The organism is Pseudomonas sp. Tri1 (assembly GCF_017968885.1).
Lineage (GTDB): Bacteria > Pseudomonadota > Gammaproteobacteria > Pseudomonadales > Pseudomonadaceae > Aquipseudomonas.
This window is the reverse complement of the sequence record NZ_CP072913.1, coordinates 5,839,192-5,862,209: the sequence shown is the minus strand read 5'-3', so window position 1 is coordinate 5,862,209 and position 23,018 is coordinate 5,839,192. Positions and strand designations below refer to the sequence as shown.

Sequence of the window (23,018 nt, the reverse complement as noted above, 5' to 3'; positions counted from 1 at the left end):
ATCTGATCACAGGGCATGGCACGACCACTGTGGGAGCGAGCTTGCTCGCGATGGGGGCTTCACATTCAACATAAGTATTGACTGTCATGCCGCTATCGCGAGCAAGCTCGCTCCCACAGGAAGTGCGGGGTCACTGGATCAACGAACCGCGCAGCGAGTGCGGTTGCGCGGCGTCGATGTGCACGTCGGCGAACTGGCCGATCAGCGCCGGGGTATCGCAGCGGAAGTTGACGATGCGGTTGTTTTCCGTACGCCCTTGCAGTTCGCCCGGGTCTTTTTTCGAGTAATCGGTCACCAGGATCCGCTGGACGGAGCCGACCATTTGTCGGCTGATCTCGAAACCTTGCTGGTTCAAGCGGTGTTGCAAGGCGTTGAGTCGTTCTTTTTTCACTTCTTCAGGGGTTTCGTCTGCCAGGTCGGCCGCCGGGGTGCCGGGGCGTTGGCTATAGACGAAGGAATAGGAGAAGTCGAAGCCTACGTCCTCGATCAGTTTCATGGTCTGTTGGAAATCTTTCTCGGTTTCACCGGGGAAGCCGACGATAAAGTCCGAGCTGATGCAGATCCCTGGCACCGCTGCCCGCAGCTTGCGCAGTTTGGATTTGTATTCCAGGGCCGTGTGGTTGCGCTTCATGGCCGCCAGGATGCGGTCGGAGCCCGATTGCACCGGCAAGTGCAGGTGCTTGACCAGCTGGGGGACCTCGGCATGGGCCTGGATCAGGCTGTCGGAGAACTCCAGCGGGTGCGAGGTGGTGTAGCGGATGCGGTCGATGCCATCTACCGCCGCTACCACGCGGATCAGCTCGGCGAGGTCGGCCAGGCGCCCATCGTGGGTCAGGCCGCGATAGCCGTTGACGTTCTGCCCCAGCAGGGTTACCTCACGCACGCCGTTTTCCGCCAGGTGGATGATTTCGGCAATCACGTCGTCGAACGGCCGGCTGACTTCTTCGCCCCGGGTGTAGGGCACCACGCAGAACGTGCAGTACTTGCTGCAACCTTCCATCACCGACACGTAGGCGCTTGGGCCGTCGATGCGCGGTTCGGGCAGGTGGTCGAATTTTTCGATTTCCGGGAACGAGACGTCTACCTGCGGCAGCTTGGTGCTGCGCGCTGCGTCGATCATCTCGGGCAGACGGTGCAGGGTCTGCGGGCCGAAGACCACGTCCACGTACGGTGCGCGATCACGGATGGCGGCGCCTTCCTGGCTGGCCACGCAACCGCCCACGGCGATGACCATTTCCGGGTTGGCCAGCTTCAATTCGCGCCAGCGGCCCAGTTGCGAGTACACCCGGTCCTGGGCGCGCTCGCGGATCGAACAGGTATTGAGCAGGATCACGTCCGCGTCTTCGGCGCGGGCGGTGACTTCCAGGGCCTGGTGTTCACCCAGCAGATCGACCATGCGCGAGCTGTCGTACTCGTTCATCTGGCAACCGTGGGTTTCGATGTAAAGCTTCTTGGCCATGGAGGGGGTCATCACGTGATTCAAAGAACCGCGCATTATAGGGAACAAGTCCTTGGGTTCCTACCGCTGCGCGAGCAGTGGCTATGCTATAGTTCGCGCCCTCATTTTTACCCGCCGATGTGTTTCGCCAGCCATGACCAAACGTGAAGCTCCAATCTACAAGGTGATTTTCCTCAACCAGGGCCAGGTGTTCGAAATGTACGCCAAGCAGATCTATCAAAGTGATCTGTGGGGCTTCCTGGAAGTGGAAGAGTTCGTCTTTGGCGAGCGCACGCAAGTGGTCGTCGATCCGAGTGAAGAAAAGCTCAAGGCGCAGTTCGAAGGCGTGGTGCGTAGCTTCGTGCCGATGCACTCGATCGTGCGCATCGACGAAGTCGAACGCCTGGGCACCCCGAAAATCAGCGAAGCTCGTGGCGCGGTCGGCAATGTGATGCCGTTTCCGATGCCGATGCCTGAGAAGTAAGACTCAAGACCGAGTTGCCCCAATCGCGAGCAAGCTCGCTCCCACAATGAGTTCTCTGTGAACACAAGATTTGTGTACACCAGCGATCCAGTGTGGGAGCGAGCTTGCTCGCGAAGGGGCCGGTAAGGCCATCGCATTAATCAGGGCAACGGCGAGAAAGGCGTGCGCCCGTCGGCGTTCTGCAATTCCATCAGGTATTTGCGAAAGATCTGCCCCAGCACCTGGGTCGCTACTTCCAGTTCGTCGCGGGGCATTTGCTCGGCGACTTCGTCGGCGGTGTCCAGGGCGTCTTCGGCGCCGTTGACCGCCGCCATCTTCAAGACGATGTAGGCCTGGACATTATTGGCGGGTACGCCTTCGCCATGAAAGAACATGCCGCCGAGCTTGAATTGCGCCTGGGCATGGCCTTGCAGCGAGGCTTTTTCGAAGTAGTTGAGGGCTAGCTTGAGGTCGCGCGGCGCAGCCTTGCCTTCGTAGTAGAACTCGCCCAACTCGTATTGTGCTTGTGCATCGCCTGCGTCCGCCGCTTTTTGACAGGCGTCGAGTGCCGATGCGAGATCTTGTGGCTGGGTATTGAGCGTGCAACGGCCCAGCGCCGGGATCAACAACGAGTTGCCGCCTGCCTGTGCATTCGCGAGCAGGGGCTGAAGGAGCAACAGGCAGCCCAAGGCAAGGGTGCGGCCGGTGCGGTTCATGGGAATCGACTTACCTCTGAGGGGCGCGCGGACCCTCCGGGGGATCCAATAAGCGCGCATTATGAAATAAGCGGGGCCATCCTTACAAAGTCTTTACTCGTTTTTCTGCTGCGAGGGAACGCCAGCGGCCGCTTCGAGGGAAAATACGTAGGAAAAGAGCGCGGGGTTGTCGGCGATCACTGACGCTGGTGTCAGCCAGCGTCAGTTATCCACAGGCTTACTTCAGTGCAGCGAAAGCCCGCTCGGCTGCGTCGAGGGTGATTTTCAGCTCGGTCTCGCCATGGGCGATGGAGGTGAAACCGGCTTCGAACGCACTCGGCGCCAGGTACACGCCGCCGTCGAGCATCAGGTGGAAGAAGCGCTTGAAGCGGTCGGCGTCGCTGGCCATCACGTCGTCAAAGGTGACGATGTCATCGGCACCACTGAAATACAGGCCGAACATGCCGCCGGCTTGAGTGGTCACGAACGGGATGCCGGCCGCGTCGGCGCGCACCTGCAAGCCGTCGAGCAGGCGGGTGGTGTAGTCGGTCAGTTCAGCGTGGAAGCCCGGGCGGCTGATCAAGCGCAGGGTGGTCAGGCCGGCGGCCATGGCCAATGGGTTGCCCGACAACGTGCCGGCCTGGTAGACCGGGCCAAGCGGTGCGATGCATTCCATGATGGCGCGCTTGCCGCCGAAGCAGCCCACCGGCATGCCGCCGCCGATGATCTTGCCGAAGGTGCTCAGGTCCGGCGTCACGCCGTAATGGGCCTGGGCGCCGCCGAGGGCGACGCGGAAGCCGGTCATCACTTCGTCGAAAATCAACACCACGCCATGCTGGTCGCACAGGCTGCGCAGGCCTTCGAGGAAACCCGGCGCCGGCGGGACGCAGTTCATGTTGCCGGCCACCGGCTCGACGATGATGCAGGCCACTTCCTGGCCGACTTCGCCCAGCATCTGCTCGACGGCTTCGAGGTCGTTGAACGGCAGGGTCAGCGTGTGCTTGGCGAACGCCGCCGGTACGCCGGCCGAGCTCGGCACGCCTTGGGTCAGCGCGCCGGAACCGGCCTTGACCAGCAGGCTGTCGGAGTGGCCGTGGTAGCAGCCTTCGAACTTGATGATGCTGTCGCGCCCGGTGAAACCTCGCGCCAGGCGGATCGCGCTCATGGTCGCCTCGGTACCGGAGCTGACCATGCGCACCATTTCCATGGACGGCACGATCGAGCAGACCAGGTCGGCCATCTCGGTTTCCATCGCGGTCGGGGCGCCGTAGGACAGACCATGTTGTAGCTGATTGCGCACCGCATCCAGCACGTCCGGATGGCTGTGGCCGAGGATCATCGGGCCCCACGAGCCAACGTAATCGACATAACGCTTATCGTCTTCGTCGGTCACGTACGCGCCTTCGGCGTGCTTGAAAAACAGCGGGGTGCCGCCGACGCTCTTGAACGCACGAACGGGCGAGTTCACGCCGCCGGGAATGTGTTTCTGGGCGTTGGCAAACAGGGTTTCGGAACGGGACATGGTTGGGCTCTCGAAATCGAAAAGGGTCTATTTGATCTGCAACAGATCGTTGAAAGCACGGGCGCGGCGTGTCACTTCCCCTGTGCTGTCGGCACCGAACAGGCCGTGGACCACCGCCAGCAGGTCCACGCCGTGGGCCACCAGCGGGGCAGCGTTGTCCAGGGTGATACCGCCGATGGCGCAGATCGGAACATGCAGTTTGAGACGGGCCCGCTCCAGCAGTTCAAGGTTTGCACTGGGCGCGCCGGGCTTGGTGTTGGAGGTGAAGAAGCGCCCGAACGCGACGTAGCTGGCCCCTTCGGCGGCGGCCTGTTCGGCCAGCTCCAGGCTGGCGTGGCAGGTGGAACCGATGATCGCCTGGCGCCCAAGCAGTGCCCGCACGGGGGCCAACGGGCCATCGGTCTGGCCCAGGTGCACGCCGACGCCCAGGCGCGCGGCCAGTTCAGCGTCGTCGTTGATGATCAGTTGGGTCTTGTAGCGTTCGCACAGGTTGCGCAGCGCTTCGGCTTCGCGCAGGCGCCGGGCCTCGTCGCTGCTTTTGTCGCGGTATTGCAGCAGGGTGACGCCACCTTCCAGCGCCGCTTCGACATAAGCGAGGAATTTGCCGGCCAGCAGCTGGCTGTCGGTGATGGCATAAAGGCCACGTAATTTCATTCCACAGGCCTCCGGTGCTACGAGCAGAAATCCAGCGGCAGGCGACGCGGTACGAACTGGCCTTTGCCCAGTCGTTCGGCATCGCGCAGGGTGCGCCAGGTGTAATCCAGTGCGGTCTTGACTGCGCTGGCAAGCTGTTCGCCCTGGGCCAGCCGACCGGCCAGGGCGCTGGCCAGGGTGCAGCCGGAACCGTGGTAGCTGCCGGGCAAGCGCTGGCAGGTAAAAGTCTCGCGGCGACCGTCGCGGCTGTACAGGCGATTGTGGACTTCATGTTCGTCGCCGTGACCACCTGTGATCAACAGGTGTTTGACGAAGGGCAGCAGCTTTTCGGCGCATTCGTCGGCGCTGCCTTCGGGTAGTTCGGCGAGGATGCGCGCTTCCGGCAGGTTGGGGGTGGCGATGATGGCCAAGGGCAGCAGGCGTTCGCGCATGGCATAGCCGACTTCATCCTTGCCAAGGCGTCCGCCACCGCCGGCGCGCAGCACCGGGTCGCAGACCATGGGCAGATGCGGATGCGCCTGGAGCAGTTCGACCACGGTGTCGACCATTTCCAGTGAGCCGAGCATGCCCAGCTTGACCGCCGCCACCGGTGAATCGTTGAGCACGGCGTTGGCTTGCGCCAGCACCCACTCGCGATCGAGCACGCGGAAATCGCTGACGTTGACCGTGTCTTGCACGGTCAGCGCGGTAACGGCCGGGGCCGCATGACAACCCTGGGCGAGCAGGGCTTCGATATCTGCCTGCAAGCCGGCGCCACCACTGGGGTCGTGGCCGGAGAGGCAGAGGACAACGGGGCGAGAACTGTAGATATTCATGGTGCGCGAGCTTACCACCAAACCCCTTCGATCGGCGCGCACCTGCACCAGAGGAAAACTTATATGTGGTAGAGGAATTTCTCTGGGGCGAGGGGATTTATCCCCGCTGGGGTGCGAAGCGCCCCTCATTAAAATTGTCTGACTCACCGCAGTGTCTGGTTTTAGGGCTGCTTCGCACCCAGCGGGGATAAATCCCCTCGCCACAGTCGGGCCCGGCGCCAGGGTTGTTTCGCAATCTGACCAAAGCAACAGCTCTATCTCAACGCTTGGCGCTGGAACGCCCGTTCTAGAGCCTTCTGTAGGAAAGATTTCAATGGTGCAAATTGGCCATCAACGGCTATGCTAGAGATGGATCCAACTCATAACAGGTAATGCCGGTTTTACGTCTACTCAGGGAATGGGGGGCTTCCTGACTCAACCGGACAGGCCACGCTGGGGCTTAAATGCGCTATTTGCTGATATTGCTGCTGTGCTTGTCCCCCATGGCAAGCGCCCTTGAATTCGATGAGTTCACCCAAAGCCTGCCCTTGGGCCATGCCTTGCAAGTGTTCGAAGACGCGAGCGGTACGGCCACCCTCGACGATGTCCTCGCCCAGGCCGCGGTGGGCGGCTTCAAACCCCATGGCAAAGCAGTGTTGAACGCCGGCTATTCGCGCTCGGCGTTCTGGCTGAAAGTCGATTTGCATTACCGTCCCGGTAATCCGGATGCCCAGCGTACGTGGTTGCTGGAACTGGCGTATCCGCCGCTGGACCATCTCGACTTGTATTTGCCAGACGCCGCCGGGGCCTATCGCCTGGTGCGCCAGACCGGTGATGCGTTGCCCTTCGCCAGTCGTGAAATTCACCAGAACAACTACCTGTTCAGTCTGGATTTCAAACCCGATCAACAGCAGACCCTGTACCTGCGGCTGCAAAGCCAGGGTTCGATCCAGGCGCCGTTGACGCTGTGGTCGAGCACGGCTTATCTCGAACAGCAGCCGTTGCGCTTGTATGTGCTGGGGATCATCTACGGCGTGCTGCTGGGCATGCTGGTCTACAACCTGTTCATTTACCTGAGCGTGCGGGACACCAGTTACCTTTATTACATCGTTTATATCGCCTCGTTCGGCCTGTATCAGTTGTCGGTCAACGGCGCGGCCGTGGAATACTTCTGGCCGGACAACCCCTGGTGGGCCAACGCCGCGACACCATTCTTCATCGGCTGTGCGGGCCTGTTTGGCAGCCAGTTCGCCCGCAGCTTCCTGCAAACGGCACAACACAGTCGCTGGCTTGACCGTCTGCTGCTGGCGCTGATCGTCTACAGCGCGGTGGTCGTGGGGCTGTCGCTGATGACCAGCTACGCCCTGGCGCTGCGCCTGGCGACGGCGTTGGCGCTGGTGTTCACGGTGGTGATTTTTGCCGCCGGGCTGTTTGCCTGGTGGCGCGGGCTGCGGGTGGCGCGTTATTTCATCATCGCCTGGTCGGCTTTTCTGTTGGGAGGCATCGTCAATACGATGATGGTGCTTGGCTACCTGCCAAACGTGTTCCTGACCATGTATGCCAGCCAGATTGGCTCGGCCATCGAAGTGGCGCTGCTGTCCCTGGCCCTGGCCGACCGCATCAATGCCCTGCGTGAGCAACAGGCCCAGACCCTGTTCGATGCTGGACAAAAGCTCGAGGTGCTCAACCAGCAACTGGCCCACGGCAACAAGCTCAAGGACGAGTTCCTCGCCACGTTGACCCACGAACTGCGTACGCCGATGAATGGCGTGATCGGTTCCCTGGAGTTGATGGAAACCGTCGAAATGGACGAGGAGCTGACTCAGTACCAACAAACCGCTGCCGGTTCGGCGCGGGACATGATGCGCATGGTCAACGGCATTCTCACGCTTACCGAATTGCAGGCCGGCAAGCTCAAGGTTTATCCCGTGCCGTTCAGCCTGCGCAGCGTGATCGAGGCCTTGCAGGTGCAGTTCGCGGCCAATGCCGCAGCCAAAGGCCTGGATTTCAAGGTCGAAATGAGCCCTGGCCTGGCGGACCGATTGCTCGGCGACAGCGGCAAACTGGCCCAATGCCTGGAATGCCTGCTGGACAACGCGATCAAGTTCACCCGGGTTGGCGGTCTGGCGCTGCGGGTCAGCGGCAGGCCGACCGAGTCTGATCGATTGCTGCTGTCGTTCGCCGTGATCGACACGGGTATCGGCTTTACCGACCTTGGAGAAGCGACCCTGTACCAGCGCTTCTTCCAGCTCGACGGTTCCATGACCCGCGAGTACGGCGGCCTCGGCGTGGGCCTGGCGATATGCCGGCAATTGGTGGAGCTGCTGGGCGGACGCCTGACCCACACCTCCGAGCCGGGGCGCGGCAGTCGATTTCAATTGGACGTCGAATTTGAAATGGCCTTGCCCACGGCCCTCCCTTCGGCATTTTCCTTCGGTGGGTACCAAGGCTCGCGCCTGCCCCAGGACTGTACGGTGCTCCTGGCGGATGACAACAGCATCGATCAACTGGTAATGCGTGGCATGTTGCTCAAGCTCGGTTACCGGGTGCGCACCGCCGACAGCGGTCGTGCGGCCTTGGACTTGCTGCAGGGCGACAGCTTTGACGCGGTGCTGCTCGATTGCCAGTCGCCGCCGCTCGATGGTGTATCGGTGTGCTGCCAGATTCGCACGCTGTCGGGCTGCGAGGATTTGCCCGTGCTGGTGATCAGTCCGAACCTCGATCCGGCGTGCTGTCCATCGGGCGCCTTGATTGATTACCTGAGCAAACCGGTGAAATTCGAGGCCTTGCAGGCGATTTTGCAGCGCCGGGTGCTTTGTCCGAAACAGGGTGAAAGCGCCGACATTTAGGCGGGTATGACACTTTGTTCGGCTGGGGGGCGGTGCTTAACTGAACCCAGTTGGCCGACCGAGGAGCCCCGCCATGAACCTGCATCAGTTCGCCGAAACCCACGACGTCACCAATCAGCCGCCGTCCCTGGATGGCGCCAATCTGTATCGCATCGACCTGCCGCTGCAGCAGTGGTCGCAGCATTTCGGCGCGGGCTGGGCGCAGGCGCGGATCGATGAATATGGGGCGCTGGCCGGCGGGCCGCTCATGGAGGCGGGGTTCCTGGCCAATCAGAACAAGCCGGTATTTTCCAGCCACGACCGTTATGGCAATCGCATTGACCTGGTGGAATTCCATCCGGCCTATCACCAGTTGATGCGCACTGCCGTCGAGCATGGCCTGCCCAGTTTGCCTTGGGCTCATCCGCAGCCCGGTGCCCATGTCGCCCGGGCCTCGATGACGTATCTGCACAGCCAGGCCGAAGCCGGCACCGGCTGTCCGCTGACCATGACCTTCGCCAGTGTCCCCGCGTTGCGCCTGCAACCGGACCTGGCCGAGCATTGGCTGCCGAAAGTGCTCGCCACCGAATACGACCCGCGCAACGTTGGCATGGCCCACAAGGCTGGGGTCACCCTCGGCATGGCAATGACCGAGAAACAAGGCGGCACCGATGTCCGGGCCAACACCACCAAGGCCTATCCGGTGGGCGCCAGCGGCCCGGGCCAGGCCTATGAATTGGTGGGGCACAAGTGGTTCTGTTCGGCGCCGATGTGCGACGCCTTCCTCACACTGGCCCAGACCGACAAGGGCCTGACCTGCTTCCTGCTGCCGCGCCACCGCCCGGACGACACACGCAATCAGTTCTACATCCAGCGGCTGAAGAACAAACTGGGTAATTGTTCCAACGCCTCCAGCGAAGTCGAGTTCCGCGGGGCCTTGGCCTGGATGGTCGGTGAAGAAGGGCGCGGTGTGCCGACGATCATCGAGATGGTCGCCATGACCCGCTTCGATTGCATGGTCGGCTCCAGCGCCCTGATGCGCCAGGCGCTGACCCAGGCCAGCCACCACTGCGCGCACCGCAAGGTCGGCGGCAAACTGCTGAGCGAGCAGCCGTTGATGCAGAACGTACTCGCTGACCTGGCACTGGAAAGCGAGTCAGCCCTGGCCTTGAGCCTGCGTATGGGGCGGGCGCTGGATCACTTGAATGACGAGCACGAGGCCAAGTTCGCCCGGCTGGTGACGGCGGTGGGCAAGTACTGGATCTGCAAGCGCGCCCCCGCAATGATCAACGAAGCCGCCGAATGCATGGGCGGCGCCGGTTACGTCGAAGACAGCATCCTGCCGCGCCTGTACCGGGAAGCGCCGGTCAATTCGACGTGGGAGGGCTCGGGCAACGTGCAGTGCCTGGATGTGTTGCGGGCCCTGTCCAAGGAGCCGGGTGTACTCGATGTGTTGTTCGCCGAACTGGGTGACGGTCACGGCGACAAACGCCTGGCCGCCCACATCGATCAACTGCGCGCAGCCTTCAAGGACACCGACGATATCCAGTATCGCGCCCGGCAATTGACCGAAGACATCGCCGTGGGCCTGCAAGCCAAACTGTTGCTTGAGGCGGGCAACAGTGAGGTCAGCGATGCTTTTATCGCCAGTCGCCTTGGCTCGGCTGGTCGGGTATACGGTGCCCTGCCTCGGGGCTTGAATGTCGAGACCATCGTCGCCCGTTCCACCCCACTCGGCTTTTAGAAACACCACATATCCCTGTGGGAGCGAGCTTGCTCGCGAAGGCGTCAGCACATCCAACACTTCTGGTGACTGATACACCGCTATCGCGAGCAAGCTCGCTCCCACAGGGGAACTGCGGTGAGTGAGGATTCTGTGGCCTCCGGCGACCAAGGTGGGAGCGAGCTTGCTCGCGAAGGCGTCGGCGCATTCAACACTTCTGGTGACTGATACACCGCTATCGCGAGCAAGCTCGCTGCCACAGGGAATCGATCGAGTCCAATACGCCACTGTTCCCGTCAGACGACGATGCAGGCAAGATGAAGGCCTGCAAGTCAGAACACAGGAAGCTGATCGTGACCGAAGCGTTTATTGTCGTTCAAACCGCCGAGCAAGCCGTGGATCGGCTGGCCGCCCTGCACGAGCGTGCGACCACCGCACTGAATCAGGCGCTCATGCGTTACCTCAAGGATCGCGTCGAGCCGGATGCCGAGCAACGTGCGTTGTTTCGCTATCCGGCCTTGCGCCTGACTTACCAGTGCCACGGCGAGGTCCCGCAGACCACGCGCGCCTATGCCAAGGTCCAGTTGCCGGGCACCTACAGCGTCACCGTCACCCATCCTGCCGCATTCCGTAAGTACCTGCTGGAACAGCTGGTCCCACTGATGCACGACTTCACCGTCACCGTGGAAGTGGGTGTCAGCGAGCAGAACATTCCGTACCCGTATGTGGTGGAGCAGGGCGATGAACTGGCCGGTTCCGGCGTAACCGCCGCGGTGCTGGCGCGAGTGTTCCCTAGCACCGACCTGTCGGCCGCCACCGATGGCATCGCCGACGGCCTCTATGACTGGGAAAACACCGACCCGCTGCCCCTGGCGCTGTTCGACGCCGCGCGGGTGGATTTCTCCCTGCGCCGGCTGGTGCATTACACCGGCAGCGACTGGCGTCATGTGCAGCCATGGATCCTGCTGACCAACTATCACCGCTACGTCGACCAGTTCATCGTCCATGGCCTGGAGCAGTTGCGCAGCGATCCGCGTTTTGTACGCATGGTGCTGCCGGGCAACGTGATCATCGACAAGGACATGGATCACGGCGAGGCGTCGGCCATCGCCGCCGGAGTGGTCTGGCACCGCTACCAGATGCCGGCCTATCACCTGCAGACCAATGATGGTCATGGCGTGACCCTGGTGAACATCGGCGTTGGCCCGTCCAATGCCAAGAACATCACCGACCACCTGGCCGTGTTGCGCCCGCATTGCTGGTTGATGATCGGCCACTGCGGCGGGTTGCGGCAGTCCCAGACCATCGGTGACTACGTGCTGGCCCACGCCTACATGCGTCGCGATGGCATTCTCGACCGGGTGGTGCCGCCGAACATTCCGATTCCTGCGTTGGCCGAAGTGCAGATGGCCTTGCAGCAAGCGGCGGCCAATGTCACGGGCGAAAAGGGTGACGAGCTGAAGAAGCGCCTGCGCACCGGCACCGTGCTGACCTACGATGACCGCAACTGGGAGTTGCGCTGGGCCCAGGAGCGTCCGTTGATCAACCTGTCCCGCGCGGTGGCGGTGGACATGGAAAGCGGCACTATTGCTGCGCAGGGGTATCGTCTGCGGGTGCCGTACGGCACGTTGCTGTGTGTCTCGGACAAACCGCTGCACAGCGAAATCAAACTGCCGGGTTCGGCCAACGCTTTCTATGAGCGGGCGGTCAACCAGCACCTGAAGATCGGTATCGCGGCGTTGGATCTGCTGCGCACCGAGCTTAACTCGTTGCATTCGCGCAAACTGCGCAGCTTCGACGAGCCGCCGTTCCGCTGATACGGCGGTGGTTATTTAGCGGTCGGGCCACTAGCATTAGCGGCCCTGACCGCTAGATGTTATGCCGCCATGTCCCGTCCTCCACGCCCTGCTTCCCGCCGCCCTGGCGCGAAGTCCCCAGCCGCCGCCCCGCGCCGTGTGGCCAAGGCCCCGCCGGCCGAGCCGAAGCTGATCCTGTTCAACAAACCCTTCGATGTGCTGACGCAATTCAGCGACGGCGAAGGGCGGGTGACGCTCAAGGATTTTATCGATGTGCCGGGCATCTACCCGGCCGGACGGCTGGATCGCGACAGCGAAGGGTTACTGTTGCTGACCAATGATGGGCAATTGCAGGCGCGCATCGCCGACCCCAGGCACAAACTCGCCAAGACCTATTGGGTACAGGTGGAGGGCGAGCCGAGTGCTGAACAGCTACAACGTTTGCGTGATGGCGTGGAATTGAACGACGGCATGACCTTGCCGGCCGAGGCGCGCCAATTGGATGAACCGCAATTATGGCCGCGCAACCCGCCGGTGCGTTTTCGTAAAAGCGTGCCCACGAGCTGGCTGGAACTGGTGATACGCGAGGGGCGCAACCGCCAGGTGCGACGCATGACGGCTGCGGTGGGCTTGCCGACGTTACGCCTGGTGCGGGTCAGGATCGGCGACTGGACAATCGAAGGGCTCGATCAAGGCCAGTGGAAAGAAGTACCGGCGCGCTTATAACGCCCCGGACTCGATCAGGCCGATCACCACGCTCTTGATAACGAACGCCGCCACGCCGAGCCCCAGCACGAAAAACAGGATGAACGAGCCGAAACGCCCGGCCTTGGACTTCTTCGCCAGATCCCAGACGATGAAACCCATGAAAATGATCAGGATGCTGACCAGGCCGGTCATCATCCACTCTTCGAAAACAGCAGGATCCATCAGGACACTCCGGCGTGGGCGGGGTTGAAAAGGCGCGGCGAGTATACGGCATGGGGCAAGGGCGAGGGATTGGCCTGCGGCGGTGTGTCGCAGCTATTCATCGGTTGGGCTGAGGCTATAGACCCATGTGGGAGCGAGCCTGCTCGCGAAGGCGGCAGTACATCCAACATCAATGCAAGCTGAACCACCGCTATCGCGAGCAAGCTCGCTCCCACAGGGATTCGCGGTGGACGCGATTTCTGTGAGCACTCCGGAACCCATGTGAGAGCGAGCCTGCTCGCGAAGGCGGCAGTACATCCAACATCAATGTAAGCTGAACCACCGCTATCGCGAGCAAGCTCGCTCCCACAGGGGATTCGCGGTGGACGCGATTTCTGTGAGCACTCCGGAACCCATGTGAGAGCGAGCCTGCTCGCGAAGGCGGCAGTACATCCAACATCAATGCAAGCTGAACCACCGCTATCGCGAGCAAGCTCGCTCCCACAGGGGATTCGCGGTGGACGCGATTTCTGTGAGCACTCCGGAACCCATGTGGGAGCGAGCCTGCTCGCGAAGGCGGCAGTACATCCAACATCAATGCAAGCTGAACCACCGCTATCGCGAGCAGGCTCGCTCCCACAGGGGATTCGCGGTGGACGCGATTTCTGTGAGCACTCCGGAACCCATGTGGGAGCGAGCTTGCTCGCGATGGCGCCTTCAGCTACGCAGATGAGTCAACGGTAGCTCAGTGCTGTTGAGCACCTGGTTCAGTACAAAACTCGAACGCACGCTGGTGACGCCATCGATACGAGTCAGGTGCCCCAGCAGCAGTTTCTGATAATGATCCATGTCCGGTACCACCACCTTGAGCTGGTAGTCCGCGTCCATGCCGGTCACCAGGCTGCATTCCAGCACTTGCGGCAGGTTACGGATGGCGGCTTCGAAGTTCTCGAAACGCTCGGGAGTGTGGCGGTCCATGCCGATCAGCACATAGGCGGTCAGGCTCAGGCCGAGCATCTTGCGGTCGAGCAGGGCGACCTGGCGGGTGATGTAGCCGTCATCCTCCAGCTGCTTGACCCGTCGCGAGCAAGGGGAGGGCGACAGGCCGATGCGTTCGGCCAGTTCCTGGTTGGAGATGCGCGCGTCGCGCTGCAATTCCGCCAGAATGCTCAGGTCGTAACGGTCGAGTTTGCTCATCGGTCGGGCCTTTATCTTGATAATTGCGTCAGATTATCTATCCAGGGTTAAAAATTGCGCAAGCGGTGTTTATTCGAGCAATCTTCGCAATCATCTGTCGGCACCACGCCCTTATGCTTATCACCAAGATCACTGCTCGGACAAACAGTCCAGTGCAGCCCGCCCGATCAGGCCGGCTGCGGTCGCAGCACCCACCGGTGTCTGGCAGACCCCCGAGCTGCACACTGTCCAGAAGACGGCGTGAGGTGAGCCGACGTCATAAGCGTCGAGCACGGACGAAATTCTCAAGGGGAGGCCGACGGGTCTCCCTTTTTTAATGCCTGCGAAATAAACCCCGTGACTGATAACCTATCGTAGAACCGGCCTGGGCTTTTCCAGTCTTACGATCAGGCCCTGAACCGTTGTGAGGAATTTCATGAAGTCGCGCATCTGGCGTTTGGCAGGTGTTGGTCTGTTGTGGGCAAGTGTCAGTGCGCAGGGAATGGCTGATGATCAGCAAAACCGTGGCGGTCCGGACGGTGGTCGCAGCCAGGACGGGCGAGGTGGCGATGGTCAGGGTTATTCGGGCCAGCCGCGGCCGCAGAGCAACGAAATCATACGGGGTGACAATAGTCGTCAGTTCGAGGTCAGGCCGCAGCCGCAGTATCAGGGCGGCCAGCACTATGATCGTGGGCCTCAAGACCCCAATGTCCATGGCCGCCCGCAACCGCAGCCGGGCAACAACCTGCCGATCCAGGGCCGGCCCGACAGCGTGACCCAGACCCGCGAACCGCAACCGGGGTATTACCGCGACATTCCACGTCGCAATGACGGTTATCCAAATGGCGGCCCCCGTCCAGGTCATGACAACCGTCCCGAGCAGCATTGGCCCGGTCGGCCGGACGGCCATGGCAACGGCTGGGGACCTGGGCCGCAGTATCGCCCGGGGTATGTAATCGACCGTTTCCCGGACCGCAACTATCGTGTGCCTTATCGCGGCCAGGATTATTTCTATTCGGGTGGCTACTGGTATCGTCCCCAGGGGCCGCGCTTCGTGGTGGTTGAACCGCCGCGAGGCATCCGCACCCGTTACCTGCCCGATTACGCTCGGGAAGTCTGGATCGGCAGCTCGCTGTTCTTTCTCGCCGCCGGCGCCTATTACATCTATGAAGCCAGCACCCGGGACTACGTCGTGGTCGAGCCGCCGGTGGCCAATCCGCAGCCCCAGCCCCAAGGCAACAGCTTTGATGTGGTGGCTTACCCTGCCAACGGCCAGTCCCCCGAGCAGGTCAATCAGGATGGCTACGATTGCTATCGCTGGGCGGTGCAGCAGAGCGGTTTCGACCCGCGTAACTACACCTACCCACCGGCGCCGGAAGTGGTGCAGACCTATCGGCAGGCCCAGGGTAGTTGCTTGAGTAGTCGTGGGTATCAGGTGACTTACTGAGTATTCAGCAGGACACAGTTCCCTGTGGCGAGGGAGCAGGCTCCCACGCCACAGGTTCTGCGTTAGGCCTTGAGTATCAAGCGCTAGCGCCTCTCACCACTTCCGAGGGATCGGCATGCACCAGCACTTCAGCCTTTGGATAGGCTTTGTGGATGGCGTCAGCCGCCTGGTCGCTGATGCCATGGGCCACTGACAGGGTCAACTCCCCCGGCAATTCCAGATGCAGTTGCACGAACCAGTGGTTGCCGGAAATTCGTGTACGCAAGTCATGGGCACCGACCACTCCTGGCACGGCGCAGGCCAGTTCCAGCATGTGCTGGCTGACGTCGGGCGGCAGTTCCTGGTCCATCAGCACCGCGAAGCTTTCCCTGGCGATCTGGACGGCGCTCCACAGAATGTAAATGGCGATGCCCAGGCCGAACCAGGCGTCCAGTTGATACCAGCCGAACCCCGCCAGCACCAGGGCGACCAGGATGCTGCCGTTGAGCAACAGGTCGGAGCGATAGTGCAGCGAGTCGGCGCGCACGGCGTTGGAGCCAGTGGCGCGAATGACCCGATACTGCAATGCCAACAAGGCCAGGGTCAGCCCGAGGGAAAACACGATCACGCCGACGCTGAGCCAGGGGGCGTCCACCGGGATCGGGTTTTTCAGGCGTTCGAACGCCTGCAAGGCGATCAACACGGCACTGCCGCCAATAAATAGCGCCTGGGCCATGCCGGCCAGGGATTCGGCCTTGCCATGCCCGTAGCGATGATCGTCGTCGGCGGGGCGCAATGCGTAATGCACCGCCAGCAGATTGAGCAGCGAAGTGACGCCGTCCAAAGCCGAGTCGGTCAGGCCGGCGAGCATGCTCACCGAACCGCTCAGCCACCAGGCTGCAGCCTTGGCAACAACCAGGATAAGTGCAACGGCCACCGATGCACGGGTGGCCAGGCGTAGCAGGCGAGCATGTTCGGTGCTGGTGGTCATCGTGCGGTCATTCCTTGCGTGGCGCCCGTCATGCGGCTGGTTTGAGACCGAGGGCGGCCAGTTGTTGCGCGCTGCCCTTGTGTTGGATCAGCCGTGGATCGTCCAGCGGGAAGCTGCGCCCCAGTTCGCGTTCCAGGATTGCCTGCAATTTATGGTTATTGACGGTGCCGTCGGGGTTGATGGCCGGCTTGAGTTTTTCTGGCTCGATCTGGACGCTTTTGCCCGGCTCGAAATAAATGGCCCCGGTGGCGAAGTCCACGGCGAACGCGATCAGGCCGGGGATGATGTAGAACAGCAGGCCCACGGCGTCGAGCGCGGCGATCGCCGGGTCGATCTTGCCGTCGATCTGGCCGCGACGGTCCGGGTAGAAGATCGATCCGCAGGCGCTGACCTGGGTCAGCAGGGTGGCGACCAGGACGCCGCCGATGACGCGAAAGGGAATACGCATAGCAATCTCCTGAGCAGATAAGGGCGTTGCTGGTTGGAGTCCAGACCACGCTAAACAGTTCGCCGTTATACTCGGCCCTCTGTTTTGGAGCCAGCATGATTTCTTTGCCGATTGATGAAGTTTTACCCGCCCTGCGCCAAGCCTTGGCGTCGCGCCACGAAGCGGTGCTCGAAGCGCCGCCCGGTGCCGGTAAAACCACCCGCGTTCCCTTGGCCCTGTTGCACGAGCCCTGGCTGGCCGGGCAGACCATCCTGATGCTCGAACCCCGGCGCCTGGCGGCCCGGGCGGCGGCCGAGCGCCTGGCCAGTGAACTGGGGGAAAAGGTCGGTGAAACCGTTGGCTACCGGATTCGTCTCGACAGCAAGGTCGGCCCCAAGACCCGCATTGAGGTGGTCACCGAAGGCATCCTCACCCGCCGTTTGCAGGACGACCCGGCGCTGGAAGGCGTGGGGCTGCTGATTTTCGATGAATTCCACGAGCGCAGTCTCGATGCCGACCTGGCTTTGGCCTTGAGCCTCAACGGCCGTGAGCTGTTTCGCGAAGAGCAACCGCTGAAGATCCTGTTGATGTCCGCCACCCTGGAGGGCGAGCGCCTGGCCGGGTTGCTGGACGATGCGCCGATCCTGCGCAGCGAAGGGCGCATGTTCCCGGTGGCGGTGCGCTGGGGCCGTCCGTTCCAGCCCGGTGAATTCATCGAGCCGCGCCTGGTGCAGACCGTGTTGGATGCATTGCATGATGAGGCAGGCAGCGTGCTGGTGTTCTTGCCCGGGCAGGCGGAGATTCGCCGGGTCCATCAGCAACTGGCCGAGGCCTTGGGCGAGGGCGCTAATGTGTTGCTCTGTCCGCTGCATGGCGAACTGGACCTTGCCGCCCAACGCGCCGCCATCGACCCGGCGCCCCCGGGCCAGCGCAAGGTGGTGCTGGCCACCAACATCGCCGAGACCAGCCTGACCATCAACGGCGTGCGGGTGGTGATTGACGCCGGATTGGCCCGAGTGCCGCGTTTCGACCCGGGCAGCGGCATGACCCGTCTCGATACCCAGCGCATTTCCCGCGCCAGCGCCACCCAGCGCGCTGGGCGGGCCGGGCGTCTGGAACCCGGGGTGTGTTACCGGTTGTGGTCCGAAGACCAGCACGAACAACTGGCCGCTTATGGCAGCGCCGAGATTCTTTCGGCGGACCTGGCCGGGTTGGCCCTGCAGTTGGGACGCTGGGGCGTGACGCCGCAGCAACTGGTCTGGCTCGACATTCCACCCGCCGCCGCTTATGCACAGGCGCAGGATCTGCTGCAACGGCTGGGCGCGCTGGAGGGCGAGCAACTGACCCGTCATGGCCAAGCCATGGCCGAACTGCCGGCTCACCCGCGTATCGCCCATTTGCTGCTGCGCGGTCAGGCGCTGGGGCTGGCGGACATGGCGTGCAACGTCGCGGCCTTGTTGGGTGAGCGCGACATTCTGCGCGGCGCTGGTGCGGATCTGCACAATCGCTTGGCGCTGCTGTCCGGCGAAGAACGGGCGGTGCGCGGCGCTCAGGGCGGGGTGCAGCGAGCGCGACAACTGGCCCGGCAATATCGCGGCTATCTGCGGGGCAAGGCCGAAGCCGCCGTCACCGACCCCGAGCATCCGCGCTGGCTCGGCGCGTTGCTGGCGTTGGCCTATCCCGATCGCGTCGCCCAGCAGCGTCGGCCCGGCGGCGCGGAGTATCGTCTGGCCAACGGCCGTGCGGCGTTGTTTGCCGAGGCGGACAGCTTGATGAAACAAGCGTGGCTGGTGATTGCCGACCTGGGCAGCCGACAAGGCCAGCGGGAAGAGCGGATCTACCTGGCAACGGACTTTGACCCGGCGCTGTTCGATTCGGTACTGGCCGAGCAGGTGCGCACGGTGGATCAACTGGATTGGGACGAGCGCGAAGGCGTGTTGCGCGCCGAGCGCCAGCGCAAGGTTGGCGAACTGGTCCTCAGCCGCGAGCCATTGACCGGCCTGGATGAGTCGGCCCGCAGCCAGGCGTTGGTGAACCTGGTGCGGCGCAAGGGCCTGGAGTTGCTGCCCTGGACCCCGGAGCTGCGACAGTGGCAGGCGCGGGTGGCGCTGCTGCGCCGGCTCGACCTGGAGGCCAAGGGTGAGAGCGAATGGCCAGACGTCAGCGACGCAGCGTTACTGGACAGTCTCGAGCATTGGTTGATGCCGTATCTAGGGCGTGTCTCGCGCCTCAGTCATTTCGCCAACCTGGACTTGTCCAGCATCGTTCACAACCTGTTGCCCTGGCCTTTGCCGCAACGCCTGGATGAACTGGCCCCCCATCATTTGAGCGTGCCCTCGGGCTCGTCGATCCGGCTGGACTACAGCGAGCATCCGCCGATCCTGGCGGTGCGCTTGCAGGAACTGTTCGGCCTGGCCGATACCCCGCGCATTGCCGGTGGCCGCCAAGTCGTCAAGCTGCACCTGCTGTCACCGGCGCGTCGGCCGGTACAGGTGACTCAGGACCTGGCGAACTTCTGGCGCAGTACCTACGCCGAGGTGAAGAAGGACCTCAAGGGGCGGTATCCCAAGCATTACTGGCCGGACGACCCGCTGGTGGCGGAGGCGACGGCGCGGGTCAAGCCACGTAAGTGAGCTGATTCCAGATTCGACTCGGATCCACTGTGGGAGCGAGCTTGCTCGCGATTGCGTAGTGTCAGTCGACATTCGTGTTGCTGATCCTCCGCTATCGCGAGCAAGCTCGCTCCCACATGTTTTGCGTTGAGCCCGGTTACGGCGTAGCTGGCAATAGGAACCGCGCAATCACTGGCAAATGATCGGAAATGCGCAAGGTATCGTCCTGTCGCACCTGGGCTTCGACCCGTTTGATCCGCGGGCTGTAGAACAGGTAATCGACGGTGCGGTCGGGGCCGTTGAGGCCGGGGTCGTTCGGGTAGTGGGTCAGCCAATGCTCGCGATCGATGCCGCTGGCCTCGTTGTTGGTGGGAATCATCGGGTACTTGTCCCACAGCAGGTGCAGCGGACTGTCAGCGGAGTAGGGCGTGCGTTGTGCGGAGGGCAGGCGCCGGTACTGGCCCAGGGGCAGCAGGTTGAAGTCCCCGCCGATCAACCAGGGTGTACCGTGGGATTCGAGCTTGTCCAGGGCCTTGGTCACGGCGGCGACCTGGTTTGGCAAGGTGTCATCCGGCTCAGTGGCCCGTTCGAGGTGGGTGTTGAGCACCGCCAGTTGGCCGCCATCGCTCAGTGCCAGATAGCTCACCAACAAGGCATCCTTGGGCTGGAACTGACGGCTGATGAAATTGGTGTCGGCCACCGGCAGTTGCACCCGTTCGGCGTGGTCGATGCGGTAGCGACTGAGGGTCGCCAGTTGCCGGCCGACGCTGCCGAAGATGTGCGGCTCGGGGATGAAGTCGGCTTTCCAGTCGAAGGCGCTGGTGCTGCACGGATAAAGGTCGGCCAGGCGTTCCTGCAACAGTTTGAGCTGGTCCTGGTAGTCACTGGCCTTGGCGCCGTTGTCCAGTTCCTGGAGCAACACGATGTCCGGTTGTTCGTCGCGAATGACCCGCGCCACTTCATCGAGGCTGAAGGCCATGTCTTCCAGGGTGGGGTTTTCGTCGTCGCCCTGGGCCAGGTCGTGCCAGAACACGTAGCGTTTGCCGGCCAGGAACTGCACGTTCCAGGTCATCACTTTCAAGGCCTGGCCCGGCCTCAGCGGCGCGGCATTGGCGGCACAACTGACCGGCATTGCTTCCTTGGGGTGGGGGCGCCAGGTCAGGCCGTAGATCGACAGGGCGGCCAGGCTGAGGATCAGCAGCAGGCCCAGCAAGGTGTAACGCAGTAGACGGGTCATGGCTCGGCTTATGGGCGAAACGCAAAAGTGATCCCGAGCATAACCGAGAGCGGTTCTCAAGCCCAAGCCCAGGGCCGTCGCAGTGGGCGGTCAGCGGTTAACCGGCTGTGCTTCGATCAGCATGAACATCCGGAACAGCACCACGCTGGTGAACAATTGCAAGAAGCTGTGAACGCTCTCGATCAGCAAACTGAGCAGGGGGTTCTGGGGGGCTGGGTACATCGAGACACTGACGCCCTTGAGCAGCCACAGCGGGCCCATCACACACAAAATGCACAACAGGATCCGCCAGAAATTGCCGCGGGTCATGCTCAGGCTTTCCTTCATCGCGGCCAGCGGCGTCAGCCCTCTCAATACCAACAGGTATTCACTGAAGGCCAAGGCTACCATCAGCCACAGGCCCGGCAGGAAGTACAACGAAATACCCACCAGGATCAGCAGCGTGTTCAGGGCCGTCAGCAGGGCAAAACGGGGCCACAGCGTCAGGGCAGTTGCGAGCAGATCGCGAGCGGGCGGCGCTTCGCCGCGACTGCGGGCGTCGAGAAACAGGATCAGCGCGGCGGTGTACAGCGGATACAGCAGCAACCCGACGATCACGCTGTAGCCGGGAAAGCCTTCGGGGCCGACAGCGCTGTCGACACCTTGTTGCAGCAGAGCCTCGAGTATCACCAGCGGCAGGCACAACTGGGCGATCCGGCCCAGATGGCGCTTGAAGAAATACAAAGAGTCACGCAGCACGTCAAACGGATTCATGGGTCGGTATCGCAGTTCAAAAGCGGTCCGACACTTTAACCGATCAGGCGCCCGCACAAGCAAACGTAAACATCTGGTAAAGACCATTGAAACCTCTTCGGCCAGCCCCATAACTGTTCGCACCGGTCTTTGGGGCCGGAATGGTTTTTTTACCCGGCAATCTGATGAGGTCGCCATGAACAGCGAAGAGCAAACCCTGATCGATGGACTGTTTTCACGGCTGCAACAGGCCGAAAAGGATTCAGCCCCGCGCGACGCGCAAGCTGAGGCGCGGATCAAGGAGCACATGGTCAACCAGCCTGCGGCGGGCTATTTCATGGCCCAGGCGATCCTGGTGCAAGAGGCGGCGATCAAACGCCTCGATGAACAGAACAAACAGCTTGCCCAACAAGTCGAGCAACTGCAGGCGGACCTGCAGCAGGCTCGGAGCCAGGCTTCGGCGCCAAGCGGCGGCGGTGGTTTTCTCTCGAGTATTTTCGGTGGCAGCTCCCGTGATTCCCGTCCGGCACCGGCCCCTAGCGCACCGGCATCGGCGGGTGGTGGCTGGCGCGAGCCGGCGCGGCCGGCCTTCAATGCGCCGCCTCAGCAGGGCTTTGGTGCCGCGCCCGGCAACTATGGCGCACCGCCTGGCAACTACGGCGCGCCGCCACAACAGGCACCGGCAGCGAGCAGCTTCCTGGGCGGCGCCCTGAAAACCGCGGCGGGCGTGGCTGGTGGGGTGATGTTGGCCCAGGGCATCAGCAGCCTGTTCCACAGTAATCAGCAACCCCAGGAGATCGTCGAGGTGATCAAGGAAGAACCCGCCCAACCGGTCAATGACGCCGGTAACAGCAGCGATAACGGCTGGGGCGATGACTCGCGCGTGGCGGACAATGACACCTATGGCAGCGACCAGGGTGGTTTCAGCGACGCGGACTACAGCGACGATTCGTCGTTCTTCGGCGACGACGATTCCTTCGTCTGACCTGCCATTCGTCCGGGGCGCGCTGGCGCCTCGGGCTGATTATTCGCGGAACATTCCTCTGGGCTGGCATACTGGGCAACTTTTCGGGCCCGAAGGCCTGCGCTTGTGCATCCAAGAGGAAACGCGGTGAAAAAAATCGCAGTGTTCGCCGATGTCCAGAACCTCTATTACACCGTGCGCCAGGCCTACGGTTGCCATTTCAACTACGCAGCGTTGTGGGCCGATGTCAGCAAGCAGGGGCAGATCGTCGAGGCCTATGCCTATGCGATCGATCGCGGCGACAGCAAGCAGCAGCAATTCCAGCAGATCTTGCGTAACCTGGGTTTCGTCGTGAAGCTCAAGCCCTACATCCAGCGCAGCGACGGCTCGGCCAAGGGCGACTGGGACGTGGGCATCACCCTCGACATCATGGACGCCGCCGATCACGTCGATGAGGTGGTGCTGGCTTCCGGTGACGGCGATTTCGACATGCTGCTCGAGCGCATCATCAGCAAGCATGGTGTGCAGGCCGTGGCCTATGGCGTACCGGGGCTGACTGCCAATTCGCTGATCCGCGCCGCCAGCCGCTACGTGCCCATCGAAGGCGCGTTGCTGCTCAAGAATTGATTTT

Annotated in this window: 20 protein-coding genes and 1 pseudogene; 10 read left to right on the top strand and 11 right to left on the bottom strand. The window is 62.4% G+C overall.

Features of this window, described 5'->3' with window-relative positions:
* Positions 1–130: 130 nt before the first annotated feature.
* A complete protein-coding gene (gene miaB, locus J9870_RS25515; RefSeq protein WP_210641178.1) occupies positions 131–1,459 on the bottom strand; it encodes a tRNA (N6-isopentenyl adenosine(37)-C2)-methylthiotransferase MiaB in 1,329 nt (442 codons plus the stop codon).
* 133 nt (positions 1,460–1,592) lie between these two features.
* On the opposite strand from miaB, the gene J9870_RS25510 reads away from it, so the two are divergent.
* Positions 1,593–1,922 (top strand): DUF1820 family protein, encoded by a 330-nt coding sequence (locus J9870_RS25510; protein ID WP_003185742.1) that lies wholly within the window; start codon positions 1,593–1,595, stop codon positions 1,920–1,922.
* Positions 1,923–2,062: 140 nt separating this feature from the next.
* Here J9870_RS25510 and J9870_RS25505 read toward each other — a convergent pair whose 3' ends face one another.
* The 4 genes from J9870_RS25505 to J9870_RS25490 all read right to left on the bottom strand — a co-directional run bounded on the left by J9870_RS25505 (position 2,063) and on the right by J9870_RS25490 (position 5,587).
* Positions 2,063–2,617 (bottom strand): tetratricopeptide repeat protein, encoded by a 555-nt coding sequence (locus J9870_RS25505; RefSeq protein ID WP_025215630.1) that lies wholly within the window; start codon positions 2,615–2,617, stop codon positions 2,063–2,065.
* A 217-nt stretch (positions 2,618–2,834) separates the two neighbouring features.
* Positions 2,835–4,118: a glutamate-1-semialdehyde 2,1-aminomutase gene (gene hemL, locus J9870_RS25500; protein WP_210641176.1), complete on the bottom strand. Its 1,284-nt coding sequence runs from the start codon at positions 4,116–4,118 to the stop codon at positions 2,835–2,837.
* A gap of 27 nt (positions 4,119–4,145) precedes the next feature.
* A complete protein-coding gene (gene thiE / locus J9870_RS25495) occupies positions 4,146–4,772 on the bottom strand; it encodes a thiamine phosphate synthase (RefSeq protein ID WP_210641174.1) in 627 nt (208 codons plus the stop codon).
* 17 nt (positions 4,773–4,789) lie between these two features.
* The gene (locus J9870_RS25490) at positions 4,790–5,587 is read right to left on the bottom strand and encodes a hydroxymethylpyrimidine/phosphomethylpyrimidine kinase (RefSeq protein ID WP_210641172.1); all 798 of its coding nucleotides are present in this window, start codon (positions 5,585–5,587) and stop codon (positions 4,790–4,792) included.
* Positions 5,588–6,030: 443 nt separating this feature from the next.
* Here J9870_RS25490 and J9870_RS25485 point away from each other — a divergent pair, with 443 nt between their 5' ends.
* The 5 genes and pseudogenes from J9870_RS25485 (at position 6,031) to J9870_RS25470 (ending at position 12,639) form a co-directional block, all read left to right on the top strand.
* Positions 6,031–8,415 carry a hybrid sensor histidine kinase/response regulator gene (locus J9870_RS25485; RefSeq protein ID WP_210641170.1) on the top strand — a complete coding sequence of 795 codons (2,385 nt, stop codon included), beginning with the start codon at positions 6,031–6,033 and terminating at the stop codon, positions 8,413–8,415.
* 73 nt (positions 8,416–8,488) lie between these two features.
* A complete protein-coding gene (locus J9870_RS25480; RefSeq protein WP_210641168.1) occupies positions 8,489–10,138 on the top strand; it encodes an acyl-CoA dehydrogenase family protein in 1,650 nt (549 codons plus the stop codon).
* 121 nt (positions 10,139–10,259) lie between these two features.
* Positions 10,260–10,379: pseudogene (locus tag J9870_RS29620) on the top strand (metal ABC transporter ATP-binding protein); the annotation flags it as partial.
* A gap of 55 nt (positions 10,380–10,434) precedes the next feature.
* Entirely contained in the window at positions 10,435–11,934 is a 1,500-nt protein-coding gene (gene amn / locus J9870_RS25475) for an AMP nucleosidase (protein WP_210641166.1), read from the top strand.
* 138 nt (positions 11,935–12,072) lie between these two features.
* Positions 12,073–12,639: a pseudouridine synthase gene (locus tag J9870_RS25470; protein ID WP_210645427.1), complete on the top strand. Its 567-nt coding sequence runs from the start codon at positions 12,073–12,075 to the stop codon at positions 12,637–12,639.
* On the opposite strand, the gene J9870_RS25465 is transcribed toward J9870_RS25470, so the two are convergent.
* Both J9870_RS25465 and J9870_RS25460 read right to left on the bottom strand, forming a co-directional pair.
* On the bottom strand, positions 12,634–12,843 hold the full coding sequence (locus J9870_RS25465; RefSeq protein WP_003185724.1) for a DUF2788 domain-containing protein: 210 nt from the start codon (positions 12,841–12,843) through the stop codon (positions 12,634–12,636). The two genes, J9870_RS25470 and J9870_RS25465, sit on opposite strands and share 6 nt — an antisense overlap.
* A 696-nt stretch (positions 12,844–13,539) precedes the next feature.
* Positions 13,540–14,019: an Lrp/AsnC family transcriptional regulator gene (locus J9870_RS25460; RefSeq protein WP_025215622.1), complete on the bottom strand. Its 480-nt coding sequence runs from the start codon at positions 14,017–14,019 to the stop codon at positions 13,540–13,542.
* Between the two features lie 415 nt (positions 14,020–14,434).
* Between J9870_RS25460 and J9870_RS25455 the strand changes: the two genes are divergently transcribed.
* Complete coding sequence (locus J9870_RS25455) at positions 14,435–15,445, top strand: DUF6515 family protein (RefSeq protein ID WP_210641164.1); 1,011 nt, start codon at positions 14,435–14,437, stop codon at positions 15,443–15,445.
* A 76-nt stretch (positions 15,446–15,521) separates the two neighbouring features.
* Here J9870_RS25455 and J9870_RS25450 read toward each other — a convergent pair whose 3' ends face one another.
* The gene (locus J9870_RS25450; RefSeq protein ID WP_210641162.1) at positions 15,522–16,415 is read right to left on the bottom strand and encodes a cation diffusion facilitator family transporter; all 894 of its coding nucleotides are present in this window, start codon (positions 16,413–16,415) and stop codon (positions 15,522–15,524) included.
* Between the two features lie 28 nt (positions 16,416–16,443).
* On the bottom strand, positions 16,444–16,863 hold the full coding sequence (locus tag J9870_RS25445; RefSeq protein WP_210641161.1) for a polyribonucleotide nucleotidyltransferase: 420 nt from the start codon (positions 16,861–16,863) through the stop codon (positions 16,444–16,446).
* A gap of 95 nt (positions 16,864–16,958) precedes the next feature.
* Between J9870_RS25445 and hrpB the strand changes: the two genes are divergently transcribed.
* A complete protein-coding gene (gene hrpB, locus J9870_RS25440) occupies positions 16,959–19,475 on the top strand; it encodes an ATP-dependent helicase HrpB (protein WP_210641159.1) in 2,517 nt (838 codons plus the stop codon).
* Positions 19,476–19,611: 136 nt separating this feature from the next.
* Here hrpB and J9870_RS25435 read toward each other — a convergent pair whose 3' ends face one another.
* On the bottom strand, positions 19,612–20,691 hold the full coding sequence (locus tag J9870_RS25435; protein ID WP_210641157.1) for an endonuclease/exonuclease/phosphatase family protein: 1,080 nt from the start codon (positions 20,689–20,691) through the stop codon (positions 19,612–19,614).
* A gap of 90 nt (positions 20,692–20,781) precedes the next feature.
* Positions 20,782–21,444, bottom strand: coding sequence for a YciC family protein (locus tag J9870_RS25430; protein WP_210641155.1), 663 nt, complete (start codon positions 21,442–21,444; stop codon positions 20,782–20,784).
* Positions 21,445–21,619: 175 nt separating this feature from the next.
* Between J9870_RS25430 and J9870_RS25425 the strand changes: the two genes are divergently transcribed.
* Positions 21,620–22,408: a DUF2076 domain-containing protein gene (locus J9870_RS25425; protein ID WP_210641153.1), complete on the top strand. Its 789-nt coding sequence runs from the start codon at positions 21,620–21,622 to the stop codon at positions 22,406–22,408.
* Positions 22,409–22,534: 126 nt separating this feature from the next.
* The gene (locus J9870_RS25420) at positions 22,535–23,014 is read left to right on the top strand and encodes an NYN domain-containing protein (protein WP_003185707.1); all 480 of its coding nucleotides are present in this window, start codon (positions 22,535–22,537) and stop codon (positions 23,012–23,014) included.
* The last annotated feature ends 4 nt before the right edge of the window (positions 23,015–23,018 follow it).

What these genes read in the sequence shown, in the direction of transcription:
- miaB (WP_210641178.1), bottom strand. Translation starts at nt 1,459, where the DNA reads ATGGCCAAGAAGCTTTACATCGAAACCCACGGTTGCCAGATGAACGAG.
- J9870_RS25510 (WP_003185742.1), top strand. Translation starts at nt 1,593, where the DNA reads ATGACCAAACGTGAAGCTCCAATCTACAAGGTGATTTTCCTCAACCAG.
- J9870_RS25505 (WP_025215630.1), bottom strand. Translation starts at nt 2,617, where the DNA reads ATGAACCGCACCGGCCGCACCCTTGCCTTGGGCTGCCTGTTGCTCCTT.
- hemL (WP_210641176.1), bottom strand. Translation starts at nt 4,118, where the DNA reads ATGTCCCGTTCCGAAACCCTGTTTGCCAACGCCCAGAAACACATTCCC.
- thiE (WP_210641174.1), bottom strand. Translation starts at nt 4,772, where the DNA reads ATGAAATTACGTGGCCTTTATGCCATCACCGACAGCCAGCTGCTGGCC.
- J9870_RS25490 (WP_210641172.1), bottom strand. Translation starts at nt 5,587, where the DNA reads ATGAATATCTACAGTTCTCGCCCCGTTGTCCTCTGCCTCTCCGGCCAC.
- J9870_RS25485 (WP_210641170.1), top strand. Translation starts at nt 6,031, where the DNA reads ATGCGCTATTTGCTGATATTGCTGCTGTGCTTGTCCCCCATGGCAAGC.
- J9870_RS25480 (WP_210641168.1), top strand. Translation starts at nt 8,489, where the DNA reads ATGAACCTGCATCAGTTCGCCGAAACCCACGACGTCACCAATCAGCCG.
- amn (WP_210641166.1), top strand. Translation starts at nt 10,435, where the DNA reads ATGAAGGCCTGCAAGTCAGAACACAGGAAGCTGATCGTGACCGAAGCG.
- J9870_RS25465 (WP_003185724.1), bottom strand. Translation starts at nt 12,843, where the DNA reads ATGGATCCTGCTGTTTTCGAAGAGTGGATGATGACCGGCCTGGTCAGC.
- J9870_RS25460 (WP_025215622.1), bottom strand. Translation starts at nt 14,019, where the DNA reads ATGAGCAAACTCGACCGTTACGACCTGAGCATTCTGGCGGAATTGCAG.
- J9870_RS25455 (WP_210641164.1), top strand. Translation starts at nt 14,435, where the DNA reads ATGAAGTCGCGCATCTGGCGTTTGGCAGGTGTTGGTCTGTTGTGGGCA.
- J9870_RS25450 (WP_210641162.1), bottom strand. Translation starts at nt 16,415, where the DNA reads ATGACCACCAGCACCGAACATGCTCGCCTGCTACGCCTGGCCACCCGT.
- J9870_RS25445 (WP_210641161.1), bottom strand. Translation starts at nt 16,863, where the DNA reads ATGCGTATTCCCTTTCGCGTCATCGGCGGCGTCCTGGTCGCCACCCTG.
- hrpB (WP_210641159.1), top strand. Translation starts at nt 16,959, where the DNA reads ATGATTTCTTTGCCGATTGATGAAGTTTTACCCGCCCTGCGCCAAGCC.
- J9870_RS25435 (WP_210641157.1), bottom strand. Translation starts at nt 20,691, where the DNA reads ATGACCCGTCTACTGCGTTACACCTTGCTGGGCCTGCTGCTGATCCTC.
- J9870_RS25430 (WP_210641155.1), bottom strand. Translation starts at nt 21,444, where the DNA reads ATGAATCCGTTTGACGTGCTGCGTGACTCTTTGTATTTCTTCAAGCGC.
- J9870_RS25425 (WP_210641153.1), top strand. Translation starts at nt 21,620, where the DNA reads ATGAACAGCGAAGAGCAAACCCTGATCGATGGACTGTTTTCACGGCTG.